General features: G+C 62.0%; 23 protein-coding genes. 8 read left to right on the top strand and 15 right to left on the bottom strand.

Features of this window, described 5'->3' with window-relative positions; all coding sequences use genetic code 11:
- Positions 1-3 precede the first annotated feature (3 nt).
- From APH27_RS23745 to APH27_RS23725, 5 genes are read right to left on the bottom strand one after another with little or no spacing between them, the layout of a single operon-like run.
- Positions 4-732 (bottom strand): bifunctional 2-polyprenyl-6-hydroxyphenol methylase/3-demethylubiquinol 3-O-methyltransferase UbiG, encoded by a 729-nt coding sequence (locus APH27_RS23745; RefSeq protein WP_060486051.1) that lies wholly within the window; start codon positions 730-732, stop codon positions 4-6.
- A gap of 2 nt (positions 733-734) precedes the next feature.
- Positions 735-1,514: a phytanoyl-CoA dioxygenase family protein gene (locus APH27_RS23740; RefSeq protein ID WP_060486050.1), complete on the bottom strand. Its 780-nt coding sequence runs from the start codon at positions 1,512-1,514 to the stop codon at positions 735-737.
- A 7-nt stretch (positions 1,515-1,521) separates the two neighbouring features.
- On the bottom strand, positions 1,522-2,301 hold the full coding sequence (locus APH27_RS23735) for a class I SAM-dependent methyltransferase (protein ID WP_027921122.1): 780 nt from the start codon (positions 2,299-2,301) through the stop codon (positions 1,522-1,524).
- Entirely contained in the window at positions 2,294-3,217 is a 924-nt protein-coding gene (locus APH27_RS23730) for a hypothetical protein (RefSeq protein ID WP_027921123.1), read from the bottom strand. Before APH27_RS23730 ends, APH27_RS23735 begins: the two co-directional genes overlap by 8 nt.
- A gap of 7 nt (positions 3,218-3,224) precedes the next feature.
- On the bottom strand, positions 3,225-3,881 hold the full coding sequence (locus APH27_RS23725; protein ID WP_027921124.1) for an acetyltransferase: 657 nt from the start codon (positions 3,879-3,881) through the stop codon (positions 3,225-3,227).
- A gap of 125 nt (positions 3,882-4,006) precedes the next feature.
- Between APH27_RS23725 and APH27_RS23720 the strand changes: the two genes are divergently transcribed.
- The 3 genes from APH27_RS23720 to APH27_RS23710 all read left to right on the top strand — a co-directional run bounded on the left by APH27_RS23720 (position 4,007) and on the right by APH27_RS23710 (position 6,522).
- Positions 4,007-4,849, top strand: coding sequence for a phytanoyl-CoA dioxygenase family protein (locus APH27_RS23720; RefSeq protein WP_256250707.1), 843 nt, complete (start codon positions 4,007-4,009; stop codon positions 4,847-4,849).
- 87 nt (positions 4,850-4,936) lie between these two features.
- Positions 4,937-5,803: a hypothetical protein gene (locus APH27_RS23715; protein WP_060486048.1), complete on the top strand. Its 867-nt coding sequence runs from the start codon at positions 4,937-4,939 to the stop codon at positions 5,801-5,803.
- Positions 5,800-6,522, top strand: coding sequence for a TylF/MycF/NovP-related O-methyltransferase (locus tag APH27_RS23710; protein ID WP_060486047.1), 723 nt, complete (start codon positions 5,800-5,802; stop codon positions 6,520-6,522). Before APH27_RS23715 ends, APH27_RS23710 begins: the two co-directional genes overlap by 4 nt.
- A gap of 78 nt (positions 6,523-6,600) precedes the next feature.
- Here APH27_RS23710 and lpdA read toward each other — a convergent pair whose 3' ends face one another.
- The 4 genes from lpdA to APH27_RS23690 are packed head-to-tail and all read right to left on the bottom strand — an operon-like array spanning position 6,601 to position 11,553.
- A complete protein-coding gene (gene lpdA / locus APH27_RS23705) occupies positions 6,601-7,980 on the bottom strand; it encodes a dihydrolipoyl dehydrogenase (protein WP_060486046.1) in 1,380 nt (459 codons plus the stop codon).
- Positions 7,981-7,982: 2 nt separating this feature from the next.
- Entirely contained in the window at positions 7,983-9,260 is a 1,278-nt protein-coding gene (locus APH27_RS23700; protein WP_060486045.1) for a dihydrolipoamide acetyltransferase family protein, read from the bottom strand.
- Positions 9,261-10,319 carry an alpha-ketoacid dehydrogenase subunit beta gene (locus APH27_RS23695; RefSeq protein ID WP_060486044.1) on the bottom strand — a complete coding sequence of 353 codons (1,059 nt, stop codon included), beginning with the start codon at positions 10,317-10,319 and terminating at the stop codon, positions 9,261-9,263.
- A 1-nt stretch (position 10,320) separates the two neighbouring features.
- Positions 10,321-11,553, bottom strand: a complete 1,233-nt coding sequence (locus APH27_RS23690; RefSeq protein ID WP_027921131.1) for a 3-methyl-2-oxobutanoate dehydrogenase (2-methylpropanoyl-transferring) subunit alpha — start codon at positions 11,551-11,553, stop codon at positions 10,321-10,323.
- Between the two features lie 197 nt (positions 11,554-11,750).
- Here APH27_RS23690 and bkdR point away from each other — a divergent pair, with 197 nt between their 5' ends.
- The 3 genes from bkdR (at position 11,751) to APH27_RS23675 (ending at position 15,244) form a co-directional block, all read left to right on the top strand.
- On the top strand, positions 11,751-12,236 hold the full coding sequence (gene bkdR, locus APH27_RS23685) for a Bkd operon transcriptional regulator BkdR (RefSeq protein WP_012315571.1): 486 nt from the start codon (positions 11,751-11,753) through the stop codon (positions 12,234-12,236).
- Between the two features lie 295 nt (positions 12,237-12,531).
- A complete protein-coding gene (locus tag APH27_RS23680) occupies positions 12,532-13,773 on the top strand; it encodes a glutamine synthetase family protein (protein ID WP_177331721.1) in 1,242 nt (413 codons plus the stop codon).
- 130 nt (positions 13,774-13,903) lie between these two features.
- On the top strand, positions 13,904-15,244 hold the full coding sequence (locus APH27_RS23675) for an MFS transporter (protein ID WP_060486042.1): 1,341 nt from the start codon (positions 13,904-13,906) through the stop codon (positions 15,242-15,244).
- 44 nt (positions 15,245-15,288) lie between these two features.
- Here APH27_RS23675 and APH27_RS23670 read toward each other — a convergent pair whose 3' ends face one another.
- The 6 genes from APH27_RS23670 to flgA all read right to left on the bottom strand — a co-directional run bounded on the left by APH27_RS23670 (position 15,289) and on the right by flgA (position 19,308).
- Positions 15,289-15,852, bottom strand: coding sequence for a hypothetical protein (locus APH27_RS23670; protein ID WP_060486041.1), 564 nt, complete (start codon positions 15,850-15,852; stop codon positions 15,289-15,291).
- A gap of 169 nt (positions 15,853-16,021) precedes the next feature.
- Positions 16,022-16,585, bottom strand: a complete 564-nt coding sequence (locus APH27_RS23665; protein WP_027921135.1) for a hypothetical protein — start codon at positions 16,583-16,585, stop codon at positions 16,022-16,024.
- 163 nt (positions 16,586-16,748) lie between these two features.
- Positions 16,749-17,492 (bottom strand): flagellar brake protein, encoded by a 744-nt coding sequence (locus APH27_RS23660; protein WP_027921136.1) that lies wholly within the window; start codon positions 17,490-17,492, stop codon positions 16,749-16,751.
- Positions 17,493-17,572: 80 nt separating this feature from the next.
- The gene (locus APH27_RS23655) at positions 17,573-18,040 is read right to left on the bottom strand and encodes a flagella synthesis protein FlgN (RefSeq protein WP_027921137.1); all 468 of its coding nucleotides are present in this window, start codon (positions 18,038-18,040) and stop codon (positions 17,573-17,575) included.
- 50 nt (positions 18,041-18,090) lie between these two features.
- Complete coding sequence (gene flgM, locus APH27_RS23650) at positions 18,091-18,405, bottom strand: flagellar biosynthesis anti-sigma factor FlgM (protein WP_027921138.1); 315 nt, start codon at positions 18,403-18,405, stop codon at positions 18,091-18,093.
- A 150-nt stretch (positions 18,406-18,555) separates the two neighbouring features.
- Complete coding sequence (flgA, locus tag APH27_RS23645; protein WP_027921139.1) at positions 18,556-19,308, bottom strand: flagellar basal body P-ring formation chaperone FlgA; 753 nt, start codon at positions 19,306-19,308, stop codon at positions 18,556-18,558.
- A gap of 78 nt (positions 19,309-19,386) precedes the next feature.
- Here flgA and APH27_RS23640 point away from each other — a divergent pair, with 78 nt between their 5' ends.
- A complete protein-coding gene (locus APH27_RS23640) occupies positions 19,387-20,316 on the top strand; it encodes a chemotaxis protein CheV (RefSeq protein ID WP_027921140.1) in 930 nt (309 codons plus the stop codon).
- A gap of 52 nt (positions 20,317-20,368) precedes the next feature.
- Positions 20,369-21,196, top strand: a complete 828-nt coding sequence (gene cheR / locus APH27_RS23635) for a protein-glutamate O-methyltransferase CheR (RefSeq protein WP_027921141.1) — start codon at positions 20,369-20,371, stop codon at positions 21,194-21,196.
- Positions 21,197-21,249: the final 53 nt, after the last annotated feature.

Genomic DNA, 21,249 nt, shown 5'->3' with positions numbered 1-21,249 from the left:
GGCTCAGGCCTCGCAGACCACGTAGACGCTCGCGGTGAGGTCCGGGTACTTCATGCCCATCTTGTAGCAGCCGTCGAAAAACGCCTGGTCGATGATGCCGGCACGCAAGGCAGCGTCGAACTGGAAGTTGGCCATCGGCTTGAACAGGATGCCGCCACGCTGGGTCACCTGCAGGCCGGCCTGCAGGGCTTCGTGCTCCAGCGTGTCGAGGCTGTAGGTGCAGCGGTGGCCGTGCTGGCGTTCGCCGTCGGTAACCGCCGCGTTGAAGTCGATCAGCCCCATGCCCACCGCGATCTGCCGCGACGCCGCATTGGCATTGGGCACGACGATGAACAGCCGGCCACCTGGCGCCAGCCACTGGCGCACTTTTTTCAGCACCGGTTGCGGCTCGCTGAGGTGTTCGAGGGTGTGGATCAGGAAGATATTGTCGAAGCGCCGCTCCAGGCTGGCGTCCTCGAACTGCCCGAGGATGAAGGTTGCCCGTGTATCGGCCACATTGCGGCGGGCGATCTCGATCAAGTCGGAGGCGCCTTCGAGCACGGTCACATCATCGAAGACCTGCAACAGCTTGCGGGTGAACTCGCCGTGGTAGCAACCCATTTCCAGGGCATTGCCCGGGCGAAACTGCCCGCTCAGCGCCTTGATCATGTAGTCGCGGTGAATGTAGTCGAAGTCGTAGGCGTACAGGCGGTTTTCCGTGTCCTGGTACTCGGTGTTCAGGTCGCGTGACATGGTTAACCCTGGTTGGAGTGGTACATGCGCCTGGCCGGTGGCTGATACCACTCGTCCAAGGTCGCGGGTACCCGCGCGTTGTAGCCGATGACCTGGCGCATCATCGGCTCGAGGTCTGGCCCCAGGTCATAGCCCAGGGCGCGCGGGTAATCGAATTGCTGCTTCATGAATGGCTTGGAGAACATCGGTGTGACCGAGCGGCGTACCTGATCGGTCAGGTTGCTGCCGCCAGCATGCCAGACATTGGAGTTGAACATCAGGATGCTGCCGGCCGGGGCGATCGCCTGTTCGGCGTGGGCCTTGAAATACGCGTCGGTCGGCTTGGCTTCGGCCTTGTGCGAGCCGGAGAGCATCCAGGTAGCCCCATTGTCGGCGGTGAAGTCGTCCAGCATCACCAGCGTGTTCAGCAGCAGCGGCATGTCCCCGGAATAAGAGCGGATATCCCGGTGGACGCGCTGCGCATAGGACTGGCTGGCGCGCGTGTTGATGGCACCGCCATAGGCGTTGAGGATGAACTGGCCGGCAAAATAGCGCTCGATGAAGGCATAGATCGGGTAAGCCTTCAGGCAGTCGAAAAAGCTGTCGAACTGGCCAATCAGGTGATGCACCGTGTTGCTGGTGTCCTGGTCGATGCCGTTCTTTACCTGGTAGTCGCGACAGATGGCGTAGGCCTTGTGGATGTCTTCGCGCATCTGCTCGACGATAGCGGCAGGGATGGCGTTCTCGAAGATCAGCCAGCCCTGCTGCGCCATGCGCCGGTCGAACGCCTCGGTGGAAATCATGGGCGCCTTACCTGATCGTAACGATGCATTTGGAAGGGTACAGCTCACACTTTTCCAGGCTGTATTCGGCAGGGCTGAAGACTTCCTTGAAGGCCAGTGCCTCGCCTGGCGATTCCGCCCAGGTCAGTTCGTCCATCAGCAGCACGCTGCCGCTGACCAGATGCGGCTTGATCGCCTTGAGCGCTGCCAGGGTCGGCTCGTACAGGCCCATGTCGAAGTAGGCGAAGGCGACGATGGCAGCGCCGTTGGCCTTGAAGAACTCAGGTGCGGTCTGGCAGACGTCACCCGCCACCAGTTCATGCACGCCTCGCTTGTGCCCGAGTACGTTGTTGCCTTCGTGCACCTGCAGCAGTTCGTTCAGGTAGTCCTTGTAACTGGCCTTGGTGGAGTACGAGTTCTCGACCCACACGCCACTTTCCTTGCGGTCTTTCTCGCCTGGTGCCGAATAGCCTTCGAACGTGTCGAAACCGACGATCTTGCGCTGCTTGTTGAACGGCTCGTACATGGCCCGCAGGTTTTCCAGCAGGACCAGGTTGTGGCCATACCAGGTCCCGAATTCGCAGATCATGCCGGGGATGTGCTTGAAACGCTTGTACAGGTCGCTCAGCACAATGAACTTCACCAGCACCGAGCTGCGGGTGTACAGGCCGAGGTTGAACAGCACGTCATCGTCCGACAGCGGGCTGTTCAGGTACAGGTCGCGCAACTTGTCACGGAAGGCGTACTGCAGGTCCGAAGCGGTGGATTCGAGTTTGTAGACGTCGTCTTGCAGTTGTTCGTTACTCATCATCACTCCACTGGGCCAGGCCGAAGCCGCTGGTCCCGAATCGGTTGCCGTTGTACAGCATGTAGGTGTGCCCGTTGCTCTGGAAGATGAACGGGTAGCAGGTCATCAGCGAGTCCCAGCCTTCGTCCGACGGCGCTATGCCTTCATCGTCATGGCGGGTCCAGGCCCGGCCGTCGAGCGACTCTGCGTAGCGGATGCGGTAGGCGCCAGCACCGTTGCGATAGTCCTGCGAGGCGCGCGAGCAGTACCACATCTTGTACACCCCGTTGTCCTTGATCACGCAGGGGCGGGAGAAGGCTTCGGTGTCGAAGCGCGACGCCAGGCATTGCTGCGGGAAGCGCGTGTACTCGAAGCCATCCTGGGATTCGGCGTACTTGATCACGTACAACGGCTCGTACTTGCCATCCACCTCCAGCCAGCGGGTACCGGAGACGTACCACATCTTCCACAGGCCTTCGTCGTACAGCACGGTGGGCGTCACCGCCAGGTAGGGCTCGGTGGCCGTGCGATCCATGATCGGCCCTTCGAACAGTTTCTCGAAGTGCAGGCCATCGTCGTCCGAGACCGCAACGCCCATGGCGTTGTGGTACGGCACGGTCAGCCGCTGGTTCCAGCCGCTGTAGTAGAGGTAGGTGCGGCCCTCTTTCTTCACCGCATAGCTGGGCATCACCCCTTCGTCATCGAAGGTGCCGGGGGCGCCGAAGCCCAGGCACGGCTCGCGGTGGCGGGCGACGACGGTGCGTGGGTCGTGCTTGTCCAGGTCTACTGCGTAGCACAGGCTCTTGCCGGCACTGTTGCGGGTGGAGATGAACACCCTGATCACATCGTCCAGCACCAGCGCGGTGGGCACCTGGGCGTGGGAGCCGACCCAGTCGTGGTCAGGGTCGAAGGTTCTGCCGAGTTTTTTCCAGGCCATGCTCTACCTAAAAATCCAGATCCTGGCTGCTTTTCACGGCGCGCGCGGGGGCACCGACATAGAGCTGCCAGGGTTGAGTGTCTTTTGAAATCAGCGCACCCATGGCGACGCAGGTACCTTCGCCGATGGTGCAGTTGTTGGTGATGGTGGCGTTGACGCCGAACCAGGCGTAGGGCTCGACCACGCAGTGCCCGGACAGCACCACGTGGGAGGTGAAGAACACATGGTCACGGATTTCGCCATGGTGGCCGATATGGTTGCCGCTCCACAGCACCACGTTGTTGCCGATGGTGGTGAACGGCTGCAGCGTGTTGTCTTCGAGGATGAAGCAGTTCTCGCCGATGACGTTATCGTTCACCGTGGCATGCGGGCTGACATAGGAGATGAAGTCATAACCCTTTTCCTTGCCTTGCAGGTACACCGACTCGCGCAGGCGGTTCATCTTGCGCCCGGTCATGGGCGCGAACAGCTTGTAACCGGTGCTTGGGAAATAGTCCTGCAGGGTTTCGAACGGCACCACCGGCAGCCCTTCGAACAGCCTCGATTCGGGCAAGTAGCGCTCGTTCACGGTAAACCCGACCACCTGCACCGAAGGGTCCTTCTTCAGGTAGTAGTGCGCCAGCTGGGCAGTGTCCAGAACTCCGAAAATGACAACTTTTTGCATCATGGCATCCAGGAAATTCGAGGCTGAGCCAGGTCAAGCCGATCCAAAGGTACGCTGTGTATACTGCCGCCCACGATAGCACCTCCGCTGGCGTAACTAAAAAGGGCACCGGGCCGATGGGAAAAATGCTTGATCGAAATCAAATCCGCTTTTACAGGGAACAGGGTTACCTGGTTGCCGAGGATATTTTCGACCCGCTGCACCTCGATGAAACCCTTGCCCACTTCAACCTCGCCTTTGCCCAGCAGCTTGACCGCCTGGCCCTGCCGGTCGCCGCGGGCCCTGCCGTCGAAGCCCTGCACCGCAACATGGCCGCGTTGCTGGGCGCGAACGTTGCCCTCTACCTGGCGACGCTGCGCATGTGCTCCAAGCTGTACGGGGTCTACCGGTTGATGACCGCCGAGCGCTTGCGCGATGCGGCTGCCGACCTGGGTATCGCCACGCCGTTGTTCCAGACCACTCCCGTCCTGCACCTGATGTCGAAGCAGCTGGTGATCCCGGGGGGCTATCAGGGCTTCGACGTGCACCAGGACTGGACCTCGGTACAGGGCAGCCTGGACACCATCACCACCTGGATCCCGTTCATGGACATCGACCCACGGTTGTTCACCATGGAAGTGCTGCCCGGCAGCCATTTGCTTGGCCTGCTCAGCGGCGACCAGCAACAGCATGTGCTGCGGGTCGACGACAAGCATTACAAGGAAAGTGACTTCGTTCCTGTCTGTGTCGGCAAGGGTGGCGTTTGCTTGATGTCGAACTTCACCATTCATCGGTCTTCTCGCGAAGGCGATGACCGACTGCGCATTTCCATCAGCGGGCGCTATGAAAATGCCAGCGAGCCGACGTTCATCGAACGCGAGTATCCCTTTACCCAGCAGAAGAGCATGCAGCGCGGCCTGATCACCGAGAACTTCCCGAGTGCCGAGCAGGTGCGCGGCGTGTATGCCGTTGCAGGCAAGGGATTCTGATCGCTGGTACGCGCAGGCTTTAAAGTTTCCTGCCGGCATGCCGATCACAAGGTCGCATGGGGCTGAATGAGTGCTGAAGGGGCAAGTATGAATCTTTATGTCAACCAGGTGAAAAACAAGCCGGACTATCGGGGCGCGCTGTTCAAGGGCGATATCTTCCTCGAGACCGGCCTTGGCAATGCACACCAACTGTGCGCCCTGGCCCGGCAGAGCATCACCGCCGCGTTCGAAGGCGAAACCGACCACCAGTCGCTGCACAAGATGATGCCGGTGGAAACCTTCGTCGAGCGCGTCACCGCACTCAAGCGCCAGTTCACCAATGGCCCTGAAGCCAAGGCACTGATCCGCGATTTCATCCGCGAAATCGGCGCCGACCCGAAGGACTACATCTTCGACGTGCCACGGGTACGCGTGGTGCCCAACTACGACTACCTGCATGCAGGTGTGAGCTACGCCTACAAGCCGCACCGCGATACCTGGTACGGCAGCGTCGAAAGCCAGGTGAACACCTGGATGCCGGTGTACAGCATCGAGCCCGAGCAGACCATGATGATCAACCCGGCGTACTTCGAGCGGCCGGTGCAGAACAGTTCGGCGCAGTGGAGCCTGAACGACTGGATCAACGTGCAGCGGCACAAGGCCTCGCAGAACATCACCGAAGAGACCCGGGTGCACCCGGTGCCGCTGGAAGACATCGACACCAGCGCCGAGCTGCGTGTGGCGGCCAACAGTGGCGAGATGCTGATCTTCTCCGGCGCCCACCTGCACGGCACCGTGGCCAACTTCACCGACAAGGTGCGCTTCAGCGTGGACTTCCGCCTGATCCACCTGCAAGACTTGCTGCACAAGCGCGGCGCACCGAATGTCGACAACGGCTGTTCGGACGCAGAGGCCGGCTTCAAAGACTTTTTCAATGCCAGCGACTTTTCGCAATTCCAGGGAGTTAACCGATGACCAAGCGTCGCCTGACTGCTGCCGAGGTCGAGTACAACGAAAAGCGCGCCAGCGTGCTGAGCCGTGTCGATGCCCAATACGTGGCTGATGCGCCGTTCCTGTTCGCCAACCGTATCGCCGTGACCGCTGCGCTGTCGCGCATCGAGCTGTTCAAGATGGTCCAGGACATTCCGGGTGCCATCGTCGAGTGCGGTGTGTACAAAGGCAACTCGCTGATGCTGTACATGCAGCTGTCGATGATCCTTGAGCCCTATGCGATCAACCGTTCGATCATTGGTTTCGATACCTTCGGCGGCTTCGCCAGCATCGATGCCGAGCAGGACCCGGCCGACATCAACGAAAGCATGTTCTCCGACACCGACGAGACGCTGATCCAGGACATGATCGATGCCAACGACCTGATCCGTCCGGTCAACCGCATCCCGCGTTGCGAGATCGTCAAGGGTGACATCCTGAAAACCGTGCCAGCCTTCGTCAAGACCCGCCCGGACCTGGTGGTGGCGATGCTGATTCTCGACACCGACCTGTACAAATCGACCAAGGTGGCGCTGGAAACCTTCCTGCCGTACATGCCCAAGGGTGCGATCGTGGTGCTGGACGAAGTGGCCTACCGCAACTTCCCGGGCGAGACCCAGGCGCTGCGTGACGTACTGGACCTGAACAAGATCGAGCTCAAGCGCCTGCCTTTCGATTCGTCGGTGGGCTACTTCCGCGTCTGACGCACACTCGCGACCGACGAAAAAAGACCCGCGGCGCCTGGGGCGCAGCGGGTCAAATCGGCCTCGGCCGCTTCAGTGTCAGATATGCAGTGCGTGGCCCAGCGCGCGCAGTGCCGCTTCCTGTACCGCCTCGCCCAGCGTCGGGTGAGCATGGATGGTGCCAGCCACATCTTCCAGCCGTGCGCCCATCTCCAGCGACTGGGCAAACGCCGTGGACAGTTCCGATACCGCCACGCCCACCGCTTGCCAGCCCACGATCAGGTGGTTGTCACGCCGCGCCACCACCCGCACGAAACCGCTTTTCGACTCCAGGCTCATGGCCCGGCCGTTGGCGGCGAACGGGAACTGCGCGACGATGCAGTCCAGCCCTTGCTGGCTGGCTTGCTCCGGCGTCTTGCCCGCTACCACGACTTCCGGGTCGGTGAAGCACACCGCGGCTATCGCTGCGGGTTCGAAACGCCGGGTCTTGCCGGCAATGATTTCGGCAACCATCTCGCCTTGCGCCATGGCGCGGTGGGCGAGCATCGGTTCGCCTGCCACGTCACCAATGGCCCAGACATTGCGCATGCTGGTCTGGCAGCGGTCGTCGATGGCAATGGCGGCGCCGTTCATCTTCAGGTCCAGGCATTCCAGGTTGAAGCCTTTGGTCCGTGGCCGGCGGCCCACGGCCACCAGCACCCGGTCAGCCTCCAGGCGCAGTTGCCCACCCTGGCCATCGCTGGCCAGCAGGCAGCCGTTTTCGTAGCCTTCGACGCTGTGGCCCAGGTGCAGGGCGATGCCCAGCTTCTTCAGCGACTCGGCCACGGGGGCGGTCAGTTCGCTGTCATAGGTCGGCAGAATGCGCTCGCGCGCTTCCACCACGCTGACCTGCGCGCCCAGCTTGCGATAGGCGATGCCCAGTTCCAGGCCGATGTAACCACCGCCCACCACCACCAGGTGCTTGGGCAGGACCTTGGGCGCGAGGGCTTCGGTGGAGGAAATGACCGGCCCGCCGAGCGGCAGCATTGGCAGCTCGACGCTGTTCGAGCCGGTGGCCAGCAGCAGGTGTTCGCACTGGATACGCTGGCCGTCGACCTCGACCTGCTTGCCGTCGAGGATTTTCGCCCAGCCGTGAATCACCTTGACCCCATGCTTTTTCAGCAAGGCAGCCACGCCGGTGGTCAGGCGGTCGACGATGCCATCTTTCCAGGCCACGCTCTGGCCGATGTCCAGGCGCGGGGTATCGACGCTGATGCCCAGTGGCGACTGCCCGGCAAAGCGAGCGGTCTGGTGGAACTGCTCGGCCACATGGATCAGCGCCTTGGACGGGATGCAGCCGATGTTCAGGCAGGTGCCGCCCAGGGCCTGGCCTTCGATGAGCACAGTGGGGATGCCCAGTTGCCCGGCGCGGATGGCGGCCACGTAGCCGCCGGGGCCGCCGCCGATGATCAGCAGGGTGGTATCGATGATCGTGGACATGCTCACTCCAGGAACAGACAAGCAGGTTGTTCGAGCAGGCCGCGCACGGCCTGGATGAACTGTGCGGCATCCATGCCATCGACCACCCGGTGGTCGAAGGAGCTGGACAGGTTCATCATCTTGCGCACGACGATCTGGCCGTCGATCACCACCGGCCGCTCAACGATGCGGTTGACGCCGACGATCGCCACTTCCGGGGTGTTGACCACCGGGGTGCTGACGATGCCGCCCAAGGCGCCGAGGCTGGTCAGGGTGATGGTCGAGCCGCTCAGCTCTTCACGGCTGGCCTTGTTGCTGCGTGCGGCGTTGGCCAGGCGTGAGATCTCGCCGGCGTTGGCCCACAGGCTGGCGGCTTCGGCATGGCGCAGCACCGGTACCATCAGGCCGTTGTCGCCCTGGGTGGCGATGCCCACATGCACCGCACCGTGGCGGGTGATGACTTGGGCTTCGTCGTCGTAGGTGGCGTTGATCTGCGGGAAGTCGCGCAGGGCCACGACCAGGGCGCGGACCAGGAATGGCAGCAGGGTCAGCTTGCCGCGCGTGTTGCCGTGCTTGGCGTTGAGCTGCTGGCGCAGGGCCTCCACGGCGGTGACGTCGATCTCTTCCACGTAGCTGAAGTGCGCGACCCGGCGCTTGGCGTCCTGCATGCGCTGGGCGATCTTGCGGCGCAGGCCGATCACCGGCACCTGCTCGCTGTCGGTGCGCTTGGCATAGCCGCTCGGCGCCTGGCCGGTCGGGCTGTGCGGCTTGCTCATGAAAGCGTCGAGGTCTTCGTGCAGGATGCGCCCGGCCGGGCCGCTGCCATGCACGTAACGCAGCTCGATGCCGGCATCCAGGGCGCGCTTGCGCACCGCCGGCGAGGCCAGCGGCTTGTCGCCCGGTTGGCGCGGCACGATCGGCGCTTCGACGTGATGCTCGGGTGCCTGGTACGTCACAGGCTGTGGCGCTTTCGCTTCTGGCTGGGGCGCAGCGGGTGCAACGGGCGCGCTGTGCGCTTGCACAGGTTCGGCCTGTGGCACATCCACATGGTTGCCGCTGCCTTCCACTTCGATGCGGATCAGCTCGCTGCCCACCGCCATCACTTCACCAGGCTGGCCACCCAGGGCCAGCACCTTGCCGCTGACCGGCGAAGGGATTTCCACGGTAGCCTTGTCGGTCATGACATCGGCCACCACCTGGTCCTCGGCGATCACGTCGCCGACCTTGACGAACCATTCCACCAACTCGACCTGCGCGATACCTTCGCCAATGTCCGGCATCTTGATGACGTGCGTGCCCATTCAGACCTCCATGACCCGTTTCAATGCCGCGCCTACCCGCGAAGGGCCTGGGAAATAAGCCCATTCCTGTGCGTGGGGGTAGGGGGTGTCCCAACCGGTGACGCGCTCGATCGGTGCTTCGAGGTGATGGAAGCAGTGCTCTTGCACCAGCGACACCAGTTCGGCGCCGAAACCGCAGGTGCGGGTGGCTTCATGCACGACCACGCAGCGGCCGGTCTTCTTCACCGACGCGACGATGGTCTCCAGGTCCAGTGGCCAGAGGCTGCGCAGGTCGATGACTTCGGCGTCGACGCCGGACTCCTCGGCGGCCACCTGGGCCACGTAGACCGTGGTGCCGTAGGTCAGCACGGTGACATCATTGCCAGGGCGGGTAATCGCCGCCTTGTCCAGCGGCACGGTGTAGTAGCCATCCGGCACGGCGCTTTGCGGGTGTTTCGACCAAGGCGTGACAGGGCGATCGTGGTGGCCGTCGAACGGGCCGTTGTACAGGCGCTTGGGCTCGAGGAAGATCACCGGGTCGTCGCATTCGATCGAGGCGATCAGCAGGCCCTTGGCGTCGTACGGGTTGGACGGCATGACCGTGCGCAGGCCGCAGACCTGGGTGAACATCGCTTCCGGGCTCTGGCTGTGGGTCTGGCCGCCGTAGATGCCGCCGCCGCAGGGCATGCGCAGGGTCAGCGGGGCGATGAATTCGCCGGCCGAGCGGTAGCGCAGGCGGGCCATTTCCGAGACGATCTGGTCGGAGGCCGGGTAGAAGTAGTCGGCGAACTGGATTTCCACCACCGGGCGCAGGCCGTAGGCACCCATGCCCACGGCGGTGCCGACGATGCCGCTTTCCGAGATTGGGGCGTCGAACACCCGCGACTTGCCGTACTTGGTCTGCAGGCCTTCGGTGCAACGGAACACGCCGCCGAAGTAGCCGACGTCCTGGCCGTAGATCACCACATTGTCGTCGCGCTCGAGCATGACATCCATGGCCGAGCGCAGGGCCTGGATCATGGTCAGTGTGCTGGTGGCCATGGCGGTTTCCGGGTTGATGCTGTTGTTGTGATCGTTCATCTCAGACCCCCAGTTCCTGGCGCTGACGGCGCAGGTGGTCAGGCATTTCCTTGTACACGTCCTCGAACATCGAAGCCGCGCTCGGGATGTGGCCGTTGGCCAGGGTGCCGTACTGTTCCGCTTCCTTCTGCGCGGCGATGACCGCGGCTTCGAACTCGGCGGTAGTGGCCTGGTGTTCTTCCTCGGACCAGTGGCCGATCTTGATCAGGTGCTGCTTCAGGCGGGCGATCGGGTCGCCCAGCGGGAAGTGGCTCCAGTCATCGGCCGGGCGGTACTTGGACGGGTCGTCCGACGTGGAGTGCGGGCCGGCACGGTAGGTCACCCACTCGATCAGCGATGGGCCGAGGCCGCGGCGGGCTCGTTCGGCGGCCCAGCGCGAGGCGGCGTACACGGCGACGAAGTCGTTGCCGTCGACCCGCAGCGAGGCGATGCCACAACCCACGCCACGGCCGGCGAAGGTGGTCTGTTCCCCACCGGCAATGGCCTGGAAGGTGGAGATGGCCCACTGGTTGTTGACCACGTTGAGGATCACCGGGGCGCGGTAGACGTGGGCGAAGGTGAGGGCGGTATGGAAGTCCGACTCGGCGGTGGCGCCGTCACCGATCCAGGCCGAGGCGATCTTGGTATCGCCCTTGATCGCCGAGGCCATGGCCCAGCCGACTGCCTGCACGAACTGGGTCGCCAGGTTGCCGCTGATGGTGAAGAAGCCGGCTTCGCGCACCGAATACATGATCGGCAGCTGGCGGCCCTTGAGCGGGTCGCGTTCGTTGGACAGCAGCTGGCAGATCATCTCCACCAGCGACACGTCGCGGGCCATGAGGATGCTCTGCTGGCGGTAGGTGGGGAAACACATGTCGCTGCGGTTGAGCGCCAGCGCCTGGGCACTGCCGATGGCTTCCTCGCCCAGGCTCTGCATGTAGAAGGACATCTTCTTCTGGCGCTGGGCAACCACCATGCGGCTATCGAAGATGCGCGTCTTGAGCATCGCGCGCATGCCTTGGCGGAGGATCTGCGGGTCGATGTCCTCGGCCCATGGGCCTTGGGCATTGCCTTGCTCGTCGAGCACGCGGACCAGGCTATAGGACAGGTCGGCGGTGTCGGCAGCATCGACATCGATCGGGGGTTTACGGACTTTACCCGCGTCGTTCAGGCGCAGGTAGGAGAAATCGGTCTGGCAGCCTGGCCGGCCGGTGGGCTCGGGCACATGCAAACGCAGGGGGGCGTACTCGTTCATGCTTTTTACGCTCGCTCGGATGTTGTTTTTGTGAGCTCTGAAGCGGCCGCCGCTGAGTACCGGCTTGTGACTGGTAGGTCAGCGTCTTTTACATCTTAGTGGGAGGGCAGGAGAATTTTTCTCTCAAGTTGATTGCCTTTGTCTGACGGGGGAGATAAACATTCCGGATAAACACAAAAAACCGGTGAATTTGTCTCATGCGCAAGCTCGATCGTACCGATATCGGCATTCTCAACAGCCTTCAGGACAACGCACGCATCACCAACGCCGAACTTGCCCGTTCGGTAAACCTGTCGCCGACGCCGTGTTTCAACCGGGTCAAGGCAATGGAAGAGTTGGGGGTGATTCGCCAGCAGGTGACCTTGCTGTCGCCAGAGGTGCTGGGGCTGGATGTGAATGTGTTCATCCATGTCAGCCTGGAGAAGCAGGTCGAGCAGGCGCTGCATCGCTTCGAGGAAGAGATCGCCGAACGGCCGGAGGTGATGGAGTGCTACCTGATGACTGGCGACCCGGACTACCTGCTGCGGGTGCTGTTGCCGAGCATTCAGGCGCTGGAGCGGTTTCTCGATTACCTGACACGGTTGCCGGGGGTGGCCAACATCCGTTCGAGCTTTGCCCTCAAGCAGGTGAGGTATAAGACGGCGTTGCCGTTGCCTTCCAATGGCATGACCTTGCGCGAATAGTGTTTGCCTGTGCCGGCCTCTTCGCGGGTAAACCCGCTCCCACAGGTACTGCACAAGCCTCAGGCATTGTGTGATTCCTGTGGGAGCGGGTTTACCCGCGAAGAGGCCGGCACAGGCAATACAGAGGGTGCTTGATGTTTTAAACACCCCAAGCCTATGTTGTTGTCAGCCTATAACAACAAGGACAAGCGTCATGACCACCGCCGCCCACCGCTCGCCTGCCGAGCTCCTCCAGGGCATCGACCAGATCGAATGCGTCACCCCCGACCTCAATGGCGTCCCGCGCGGCAAGGTGATGACCGCAGAGGGCTTCCTCGAAGGCCGCCGCCTGCAGATGGCCCGGGGGGTGTTGCTGCAATGCATCATGGGCGGCTACCCGCCGGCGCGCTTCTATGGCAGCGACGACGGTGACCTGGCGCTGGTCGCGGAACCTGCGCAGATCCACCGCCTGCCGTGGAGCGAGGAGGGCCTGGCGCTGGCTATCTGCGACGCCAACGAGCTCGATGGCCGGCCATCGGGGCTGTCCACGCGAGGGCAGCTCAAGGCTGTAATCGCCCGTTACGCTGCCCTGGGCCTGGCGCCGGTGGTGGCAACCGAGCTGGAGTTCTTCGTCTTCGCCCCCAACACCGACCCGCGGCAACCGTTCCTGCCGCCGGTTGGCAAGGATGGCCGCCGCGAGCTTGGCCATTCGGCGTTCAGCGTCAGCTCCAACAACGGCCTGCGCCCGTTCTTTCAGGAGGTCTACCAGTGCATGGCGGCCCTGGGCCTGCCGCGCGATACCTTCATGCATGAAATGGGCGTGAGCCAGTTCGAGATCAACCTGTTGCACGGCGACCCGCTGCTGCTGGCCGACCAGACCTTCCTGTTCAAGCACCTGCTCAAGGAAGTGGCGCTAAAGCACGGCCTGAGCGTGGTGTGCATGGCCAAGCCGCTGGCGCATACCCCGGGCAGCTCCATGCACATTCACCAAAGCCTGGTGGAAATCGCCAGCGGGCGTAATGTGTTCAGCGACGAGCAGGGCCAGCCGACCGATGCCTTCTACCACTTCATCGGCGGCCAGCAGGCGTGCATGGCCGACTTCACTGCGCTGTTCGCGCCCAACGTCAACGCCTACCAACGGCTGTGCCACCCGTACGCATCGCCGAACAATGCCTGCTGGTCCGAAGACAACCGTGCTGCCGGCTTGCGCATTCCAGCCAGTGCCCCCGTGGCGCGGCGGGTCGAAAACCGCCTGCCCGGCGCCGATGCCAACCCTTACCTGGCCATCGCTGCCAGCCTGGCCGCCGGCCTGCATGGCATCGAGCAGCGCCTGCAGCCAACCCCGGCGATCCAGGGCGAATTCGAGGTGCCGGAGCATCTGAGCCTGCCGTGCACCCTGCATGCGGCCCTCGAACGCCTCAAGCGCAGTGCGTTGGCCCGGGAACTGTTCGGCAGCGAATTCATCGACGGCTACATTGCCAGCAAGACCCTGGAACTGACGGATTTCTTGAACGAGATCACGCCGTGGGAGCGGCGCGTGCTGGCCGCGCAGGTCTGATCGCGACACGACCGGCACTGGACGCGCCCCTGTCTGGCTATTTGTCTGGCAGGGGACTGCGCCCTGGCCAATTTGCTTTTATGCTTGCCAGCAAGCCAACGCCACCTGACCAGGGAGTTCGACGGGACGTATGCGAAACATCTGGAAGCCCTTTCAGTCGTTGTACTTCGCCGCCTTGATGATGTTGATCGGTTCCGGCCTGCTCAGCACCTACCTGGCGCTGCGCCTGGCGGCCGACCATGTCGACAGCTTGTGGGTAGGTGCGTTGATGGCGGCCAACTACTTTGGCCTGGCCGTGGGCGGCAAGGTCGGCCACCGGCTGATTGGCCGGGTAGGGCATATCCGTGCCTACGCCACCTGTGCCGGTATCGTCGGCGCAGCGGTGCTGGGCCATGGCCTGACCAGCTGGTTGCCGTTGTGGGTGGGGCTACGGATGATCGTCGGCCTGGGGATGATGTGCCAGTACATGGTCATCGAAAGCTGGCTCAACGAGCAGGCCGATGCCAAGCACCGTGGTGCAGTGTTCAGCGGCTACATGATCGCCTCCTACCTGGGGCTGGTGCTTGGCCAACTGATCCTGGTGGTGCATCCCGAGCTCGGCCCTGAACTACTGATGCTGGTCGCCATGTGCTTTGCACTGTGCCTGGTGCCGGTGGCCATGACCCGTCGCATTCACCCGGCCCCCCTGCGCCCGGCGCCGATGGAGCCGAAGTTCTTTATAAAGCGGGTGCCGCAGTCACTTAGCACGGTGCTGGGGTCGGGGCTGATCGTCGGCTCGTTCTACGGCCTGGCGCCGCTGTATGCCTCCAGCCAGGGACTGTCCACCGAGCAGATCGGTCTGTTCATGGGTAGCTGCATCTTTGCCGGCCTGCTGGTGCAGTGGCCGTTGGGCTGGTTGTCCGACCGCTACGACCGGGCGGTGCTGATCCGCAGCGTGGCGGTGGGCTTGGCACTGGCGGCGGCGCCGCTGGCGATTCTGCCTAGCGTGCCGCTGGAACTGCTGTTCGGCATCGGCTTTGTGATTTCGCTGCTGCAGTTCTGCCTGTATCCGCTGGCGGTCGCCTTCTCCAATGACCATGTGGAAAGCGAACGGCGCGTTTCACTGACCGCGATGCTGCTGGTGACCTATGGCGTGGGGGCGTGCATCGGGCCGTTGGCGGCGGGTGTGTTGATGAAGGTGCTGGGCTCGCAGATGCTGTACGCCTTTTTCGTGTTCTTCGCGCTGGTGCTGGTATGGCGGATCCGGCCTAAAGCGGTTACCGGCCTGCATCAGGTACAAGACGCACCGCTGGGCCACGTGGCCATGCCGGCGGCAGGTTCGCCGTTGTCGGCGGCGCTCGACCCGCGGGTGGACGAGCAGACTGTGCAAGATGTTATGCAGACGCCGGTTGCGGCTGAGGATACTGAAGACGAGCAGGTGGCGAGTGGGGAGGGGACAGCGCCCGAACAGACGGCTAGCCAGCCGATGTGAGCACGTGGGTAAGGTGCTCACAGGCTGACTCTGCAGGGCTCGGATTACTCGACCTCGATGTTGCGCAGCCTGAACCGTAGTATTTCTCCATCAGCGGATCCGGCGTACAAATTTTTGGTATTCGCCCGGTCGTTCGCAACCGCTACGCGATAGCCGTATTTATCCCGCAGATAAAAATCTATCTTGTCGGCGCTGTTTATATCGCCATCCCACTCTTCCAGGGGTTGAACTTTCCAATAGTGTAAGTCCAGCGTGTTCTTGACCACATTTACCGGACTCAGGTTATCTGTAATCCTGCCTATTAGGCCGGTACCATACAGGCCAAGGCGGTCGGCATTGTCTTTGTCAAGCCTGGCCCATTTGAATTCAAGTGTTTCGCCTGCCGTGATTTGATAAATGACACGGTTTTCTTCCGATCTGATGTATTCAAAGTGAAACTTCATAGGGATGAGGTTGTTGCGTTTGCCAGGGTGGTGGCAAAGCCAGCCATTGGTGAAGCCGGTGAGGGGAAGCAACACCTCAGATTTTGTTCCTAACGTGCCGTAGCTTGTGACCAAGACTTGCCCGTATTGGCTGTGCAACTCTGCAGTAAAGTTAGAGCGAATCATTATGATCTCCGAATGACCCATGCCCTGGTGGGGCGGAGCGGTGATCGTAATAAAGCGGAGGTCAATGTATCAGCTGGAAACGGTGGGTGGGTAAAAAGCGATGCGCCGCGCGCGCCCTGCGATCAGATGTAATCGTCAGGGGCGGTTTCGGTGTCAGCGTCCTCAGGCGTCAGGTGAGCTGAATGTCGTGCAAGCGGAACGTGAGGATTTCTCCGTCGTTATCACCGGCGCGCAGGAACTTGCCTTTGATGCTGCCGATAAGAGGATCATTCATTGCTTCGCAAACCCGGTAGCCGTGCCTGTCGCGCAGATTGAAATCCACGCTGGCGGCACTGGTGACTTCTCCATCCCAGTCCTGCAGCGGCTCGACTTTCCAGTAGTGACGCTCCAGTAGCTTCACAGGGTTGAGAGCATCGACAATTGTGCCCAAGGTGTGAGTGCCATACAGCCCCAGCCAGTCGAATTTATTGGCTTCAAGTCGAGCGCCTTCATAGGCTCCAGCACCGGTAGCTGTAAGGCTGTAGTGCACATAGTTATCTGTAGCCTTGAGGAACTGGAATTGAAACCTGACAGGTACGAATGTCCCTATCCGTTCAGGTTGATTGTGGCAGAGCCATCCACTGTCTTCGTTCTCCAGCGGGGCGTAGATCAGTGGGACGCCTGCCGAGGTTTCGATTACTCCCACGTGGCCATGTTGACTGTGAAGTTCGGCAGTGAAGTGGGAACGGATCATGTTGGGCCTCTACGCTTGAATGCCCTGAAACAGGGCGACGCAGAAATCCTATTTAGGCAAGGGGGGATCCAGAAGCGGGAAGGTCTTCCTTGAACGCATAGGGCGCAACCTGCACGCCCAGCACGCCTGGGCCGGTATGCTGGGAATGATTGCGGCTAAACGATCAGTAATCGTCTTTATCGAACCGCCGCGCTTCACGCTGCAGCTGGTACACGAAGCTTTCGATCTTGCGCTGCGCCTGGCCATTGAGGTTATGGAAGCGCACGCCGGCGAAGGTGGTGTTGATCCGCTCTTCATAGTGCAAGTGGCGCAGCTCGACCATGGTGTCGACCAGCCCCAGCGGGTTGCTGGCCTTGAAGCGTTCGTACACCTGGCCCAGTTGCAGGCAGTTCTCGACGTTGCCCTCGAAACGCAGCTTGCAGCCAGTGGCGGAAATGTCCAGCAGCTTGCCGCGCAGGGCGCCGTTGCCCTTGAGGAAACTGCCGTCGAGGATGATATCGACCAGTTGCGACAGCTTCAGCGCGGCACGGAAGGCGTTGCGGCGCTGGTGGTAGGTCATCTCTTCCGGCATCGCGCCGCGGTAGCAGCGGTGCCCGTCGACTTCGCTGATCTTCAGTTCGTGATTGCATTCCCAGGCGATGCGCACGCCGTCGTGGAAGCCTTCAACGCGGAACGGTTCGCCGTTCTCGATGAATTTTTCGCCATCGCGCGGGATCATTTCGTCCAGTGCCAGGGTATTGCTGTCACGGTCCACATGCACCACATAGCTCTGGAACCGCTGGCTGCGCTCGTGGAAGGTGATGATCAGTGGATCATGGCTTTCTTGCAGCTGGCGCAGGTTGGCCGCGATCTCCAAGGGCGTGTTCAGCACCTTTGGCGGTTGCGGGGCATCGGTTTCATTGAACACGGGTTTTCAATCTCCAGGCAAAAACGACACACGCAAGTAACGGCATTTTGCCAGTATGTTCCGTGCCTTGATAGAAGTAATCACACTTGGCTGAGCGCCCGGGGCTTGGCAAGTGGAGAAGTGGTGCCACGGCTGTCATAGAGCGATGGTGCTTCACCGCCCTGGAGGATTCTGATCTGGTTTGCCGTGACGTGCTGCTGTACCTGAATGATCCGGCCATTGGCCTCGTTGGTCTTCTGGCAGTCGTTCATCAGCTGGTTCAGCACTTCGAGCTGCTGCATGATCAGCTCGCCGTTGTCCGACTGCGCCGCCAGTGCCTGCACACCGGCGCGATTGGCGCTGAGGCCGAGGCTGGTGAGCAGGTTGCTGCGACGCATGCCTTGCTGCTCGAGCAGGACGATAAGCGACTGCTTGCGGGCCAGGATGCCCTCCAGCGGTGCCATGTCGCGGCCGTGCAGGGCCATCGACTCCTGCTGGAGGAGGTCGAGCAGTTCCTGGGTCGGGGCGATGTCGTCTTCGATCAGTTGCAGCAAGGTGATGTCGTGCATGGCTAACTCTTGGCTTTACATAGCGTCCGTGAAGTCAGCGCGCCGAACGGTCAGCGCTGGGCTTCGAAATCGAGCAGTTTGCTGGCGACCCGGCCGGCATCGACCTGGTAACTGCCGTCTGCGATAGCCTGTTTCAACTGCGCCACGCGGGCACTGTTGACGACGGGCTGGTCGCGCAGCTTGTCGCTGACCTTTTGCAACTGCTGGGCCTCTTGGCTGAGGTGTACCGCTTCTCCGCTGGCGCTGGCGCTTTTTGGCGCGTCTTGGGTTTCGCCGGTTTTTTCGGCGTTGCCGGGCGTGGCATTGCCACGAACGCCGCCCGTAACCGACGGAGAGTTATTCAAACGACTGAAGTCGATGACCATGATCAGAAACCTCTGGGTATTTGGACGCTTGCCTTGTTTTCGGCCAACCCGAAAGAAACTTTAGGCACAAATGCTTAGCCGCCTGTCAGCAAGCTCGCGAACCCGTTTCCGCACAGTTTAGGAAAAGCAGTCACACACCGCCAGCGTAATCTACATGGCGACCTCGACCTGGCCGGGGCCTGTGACCCGGGCTTTGACTACCCGCTGCGAATTGAGGTTGCGCACGCGGATCTGCTCACCCTGGCCACCCTTGGCCAAGGCTTCGCCAGGCATGCGCACGCTCAGGGAGCCGCTGCGCGCGGTGATCACCACATGATCGCCCTTGCGCACCACCTCGGCTTGCTCCAGGTGCTGCGGCGTGAGGACCTGGTCGAGCACCGTCGGGCGCAGCATCTTCATGCCAACCGCCTGGTCGAGGTCGGTGAGAAAGCCCTGGGGCAATGTGCCGACGTCGCGTTCGCGCAGGGCCACGTCGCCCTCGCCGATGAGGTTGTCGCGCTTGAGTGGGCGGGTCACCACCACCACGTCGCGGAACAGTCGTACGGTGGCCGGCACGAAAATCGTCCACGGTGCGCTGCCGTCGCAGCGCACTCGCACGGTAACCCGGCCCAGTGGTTGCGCCGGGCTTTCCAGCGAGGCGTCCAGCTGCTGGCTGCACAGCGGCATGCGCAGGCGCGGGTCGAGCGGGTTGACCTGGATTTCGTAACGCCCTGGGGTCTGGGTGGTGGCCAGGTAATCTTCGACGCTGAATTCAAGAAACCCTTGGGTGACACCGATAAGCTGTTCAGGCAAGGTAACCGCGTCCGCCAGCGTGCGAACGCCGGGTGCCAGCAGGCACAGCACGGCGAGCGAGCCGCTCAGCAGGTGCGTCAGTCGTCGGAAATTTGTCGTTTTCGTGTACATGGCGCTCAAAAAAGCAAAGCCCGTGCCGACTTGGTGACCATGTAGCACCAAAAAGGCAGAAAGCATAAGGAGTCAGGCATGGCGGGGGTAATGGATTCAGTCAACCAGCGCACACAGCTGGTCGGGCAGAATCGCCTGGAGTTGCTGCTGTTCCGTCTCAACGGGGCGCAGCTTTACGGCATCAACGTATTCAAGGTCCGCGAGGTGCTGCAGTGCCCTGAGCTGACCGTGCTGCCCAGGTCGCACCCGGTGGTGCGAGGCGTGGCTAACATTCGCGGGGCGACAATCCCGATCCTCGACCTGTCGATGGCGACCGGCCTGCCAGGGTTGCAGGAAGACACGCGCAACAGTTTCGTGATCATCACCGAGTACAACACCAAGACCCAGGGCTTTCTGGTGCACTCGGTCGAGCGCATCGTCAACATGAACTGGGAAGAGATTCATCCGCCACCCAAGGGCACCGGCCGCGATCATTACCTGACCGCCGTCACCCGGGTCGATAACCGCATGGTCGAGATCATCGACGTGGAGAAGGTGCTGGCCGAAGTGGCGCCGTCGTCCGAGTCGGTGTCTGCCGGAGTGGTCGATGCCGAGGTGCAGGACAAGGCCACGCTGCTGCGGGTGTTGACCGTCGACGATTCGTCGGTGGCGCGCAAGCAGGTCAGCCGTTGCCTGCAGACGGTGGGTGTGGAAGTGGTGGCGCTCAACGATGGCCGGCAGGCTCTGGACTACCTGCGCAAGCTGGTGGACGAGGGCAAGAAGCCCGAAGAAGAGTTCCTGATGATGATCTCCGACATTGAGATGCCGGAAATGGACGGCTATACGCTGACCGCGGAGATCCGAAGTGACCCGCGCATGCAAAAATTGCACATCTGCCTGCATACTTCGTTGTCCGGGGTATTCAACCAGGCGATGGTCAAGAAGGTCGGGGCCGATGATTTCCTGGCCAAGTTCAAGCCGGACGACTTGGCCCAGCGCGTGGTCGACCGGATCAAGGCAACGCATTGAAGCAGCCGGGGGCATGCCCCCCGGCACCAGTGATTGAAAAGAGGCGGCAGTAGTGTCTACGGGTAATTTGGAGTTCGAACAGTTCAGGGTCTTCCTGGAAAAAGCCTGTGGCATCCTGCTGGGGGAGAATAAGCAGTACCTGGTTTCCAGCCGTCTCAACAAGCTGATGGAACAGCAGGGCATCAAGAGCCTGGGCGAGCTGGTGCAACGTATCCAGACCCAGCCGCGGGGCGGTCTGCGCGAGCAGGTGGTGGATGCGATGACCACCAACGAGACCCTGTGGTTTCGCGATACCTACCCGTTCGAAGTGCTCAAGAACAAGGTCATCCCCGAGTTCATCAGGAACAATCCCGGCCAGCGCCTGCGCATGTGGTCGGCGGCCTGCTCGTCGGGGCAGGAGCCTTACTCGATTTCGATGGCCATCGACGAGTTCGAGCGCAGCAACCTGGGCCAGTTGAAGATGGGGGCGCAGATCGTTGCCACCGACCTGTCCGGCTCGATGCTGACCAACTGCAAGACCGGTGAGTACGACAGCCTGGCAATTGCCCGTGGCCTGTCCCAGGAGCGCCTGCAGCGTTACTTCGACACCAAGGCGCCGGGGCGTTGGGCGGTCAAGCCGGCGATCCGCAGCCGCGTCGAGTTCCGCTCGTTCAACCTGCTCGACAGCTATGCGAGCCTGGGCAAGTTCGACATCGTGTTCTGCCGCAATGTGCTGATCTATTTCTCGGCGCAGGTGAAGAAGGACATCCTGATGCGTATCCACAGCACGCTGAAGCCTGGGGGCTACCTGTTCCTCGGCGCCTCGGAAGCGCTGAACGGGTTGCCGGACCATTACCAGATGGTCCAGTGCAGCCCGGGGATCATCTACCAGGCCAAGTGAGTTTGGGCTGACAGGTGTTCGCCTTGATGCTTTCTGCGCCTATCAGATCGAGC

It is taken from the genome of Pseudomonas sp. NBRC 111123, assembly GCF_001320205.1.
Lineage (GTDB): Bacteria > Pseudomonadota > Gammaproteobacteria > Pseudomonadales > Pseudomonadaceae > Aquipseudomonas > Aquipseudomonas putida_J.
The sequence above is the reverse complement of the archived record's forward strand: the minus strand, read 5'-3'. Positions and strand labels throughout refer to the sequence as shown.

Excerpts from the sequence above, each read along its gene's own strand:
- flgM (WP_027921138.1), bottom strand. The coding sequence starts at position 18,405 with ATGGTCATCGACTTCAGTCGTTTGAATAACTCTCCGTCGGTTACGGGC.
- APH27_RS23655 (WP_027921137.1), bottom strand. The coding sequence starts at position 18,040 with ATGCACGACATCACCTTGCTGCAACTGATCGAAGACGACATCGCCCCG.
- lpdA (WP_060486046.1), bottom strand. The coding sequence starts at position 7,980 with ATGTCCACGATCATCGATACCACCCTGCTGATCATCGGCGGCGGCCCC.
- APH27_RS23710 (WP_060486047.1), top strand. The coding sequence starts at position 5,800 with ATGACCAAGCGTCGCCTGACTGCTGCCGAGGTCGAGTACAACGAAAAG.
- APH27_RS23735 (WP_027921122.1), bottom strand. The coding sequence starts at position 2,301 with ATGAGTAACGAACAACTGCAAGACGACGTCTACAAACTCGAATCCACC.
- flgA (WP_027921139.1), bottom strand. The coding sequence starts at position 19,308 with ATGTACACGAAAACGACAAATTTCCGACGACTGACGCACCTGCTGAGC.
- APH27_RS23675 (WP_060486042.1), top strand. The coding sequence starts at position 13,904 with ATGCGAAACATCTGGAAGCCCTTTCAGTCGTTGTACTTCGCCGCCTTG.
- APH27_RS23720 (WP_256250707.1), top strand. The coding sequence starts at position 4,007 with ATGCTTGATCGAAATCAAATCCGCTTTTACAGGGAACAGGGTTACCTG.
- APH27_RS23700 (WP_060486045.1), bottom strand. The coding sequence starts at position 9,260 with ATGGGCACGCACGTCATCAAGATGCCGGACATTGGCGAAGGTATCGCG.
- bkdR (WP_012315571.1), top strand. The coding sequence starts at position 11,751 with ATGCGCAAGCTCGATCGTACCGATATCGGCATTCTCAACAGCCTTCAG.
- APH27_RS23740 (WP_060486050.1), bottom strand. The coding sequence starts at position 1,514 with ATGATTTCCACCGAGGCGTTCGACCGGCGCATGGCGCAGCAGGGCTGG.
- APH27_RS23670 (WP_060486041.1), bottom strand. The coding sequence starts at position 15,852 with ATGATTCGCTCTAACTTTACTGCAGAGTTGCACAGCCAATACGGGCAA.
- APH27_RS23730 (WP_027921123.1), bottom strand. The coding sequence starts at position 3,217 with ATGGCCTGGAAAAAACTCGGCAGAACCTTCGACCCTGACCACGACTGG.
- APH27_RS23745 (WP_060486051.1), bottom strand. The coding sequence starts at position 732 with ATGTCACGCGACCTGAACACCGAGTACCAGGACACGGAAAACCGCCTG.
- APH27_RS23715 (WP_060486048.1), top strand. The coding sequence starts at position 4,937 with ATGAATCTTTATGTCAACCAGGTGAAAAACAAGCCGGACTATCGGGGC.
- APH27_RS23690 (WP_027921131.1), bottom strand. The coding sequence starts at position 11,553 with ATGAACGAGTACGCCCCCCTGCGTTTGCATGTGCCCGAGCCCACCGGC.
- APH27_RS23680 (WP_177331721.1), top strand. The coding sequence starts at position 12,532 with ATGACCGCAGAGGGCTTCCTCGAAGGCCGCCGCCTGCAGATGGCCCGG.
- APH27_RS23665 (WP_027921135.1), bottom strand. The coding sequence starts at position 16,585 with ATGATCCGTTCCCACTTCACTGCCGAACTTCACAGTCAACATGGCCAC.
- APH27_RS23695 (WP_060486044.1), bottom strand. The coding sequence starts at position 10,319 with ATGAACGATCACAACAACAGCATCAACCCGGAAACCGCCATGGCCACC.
- APH27_RS23725 (WP_027921124.1), bottom strand. The coding sequence starts at position 3,881 with ATGCAAAAAGTTGTCATTTTCGGAGTTCTGGACACTGCCCAGCTGGCG.
- APH27_RS23640 (WP_027921140.1), top strand. The coding sequence starts at position 19,387 with ATGGCGGGGGTAATGGATTCAGTCAACCAGCGCACACAGCTGGTCGGG.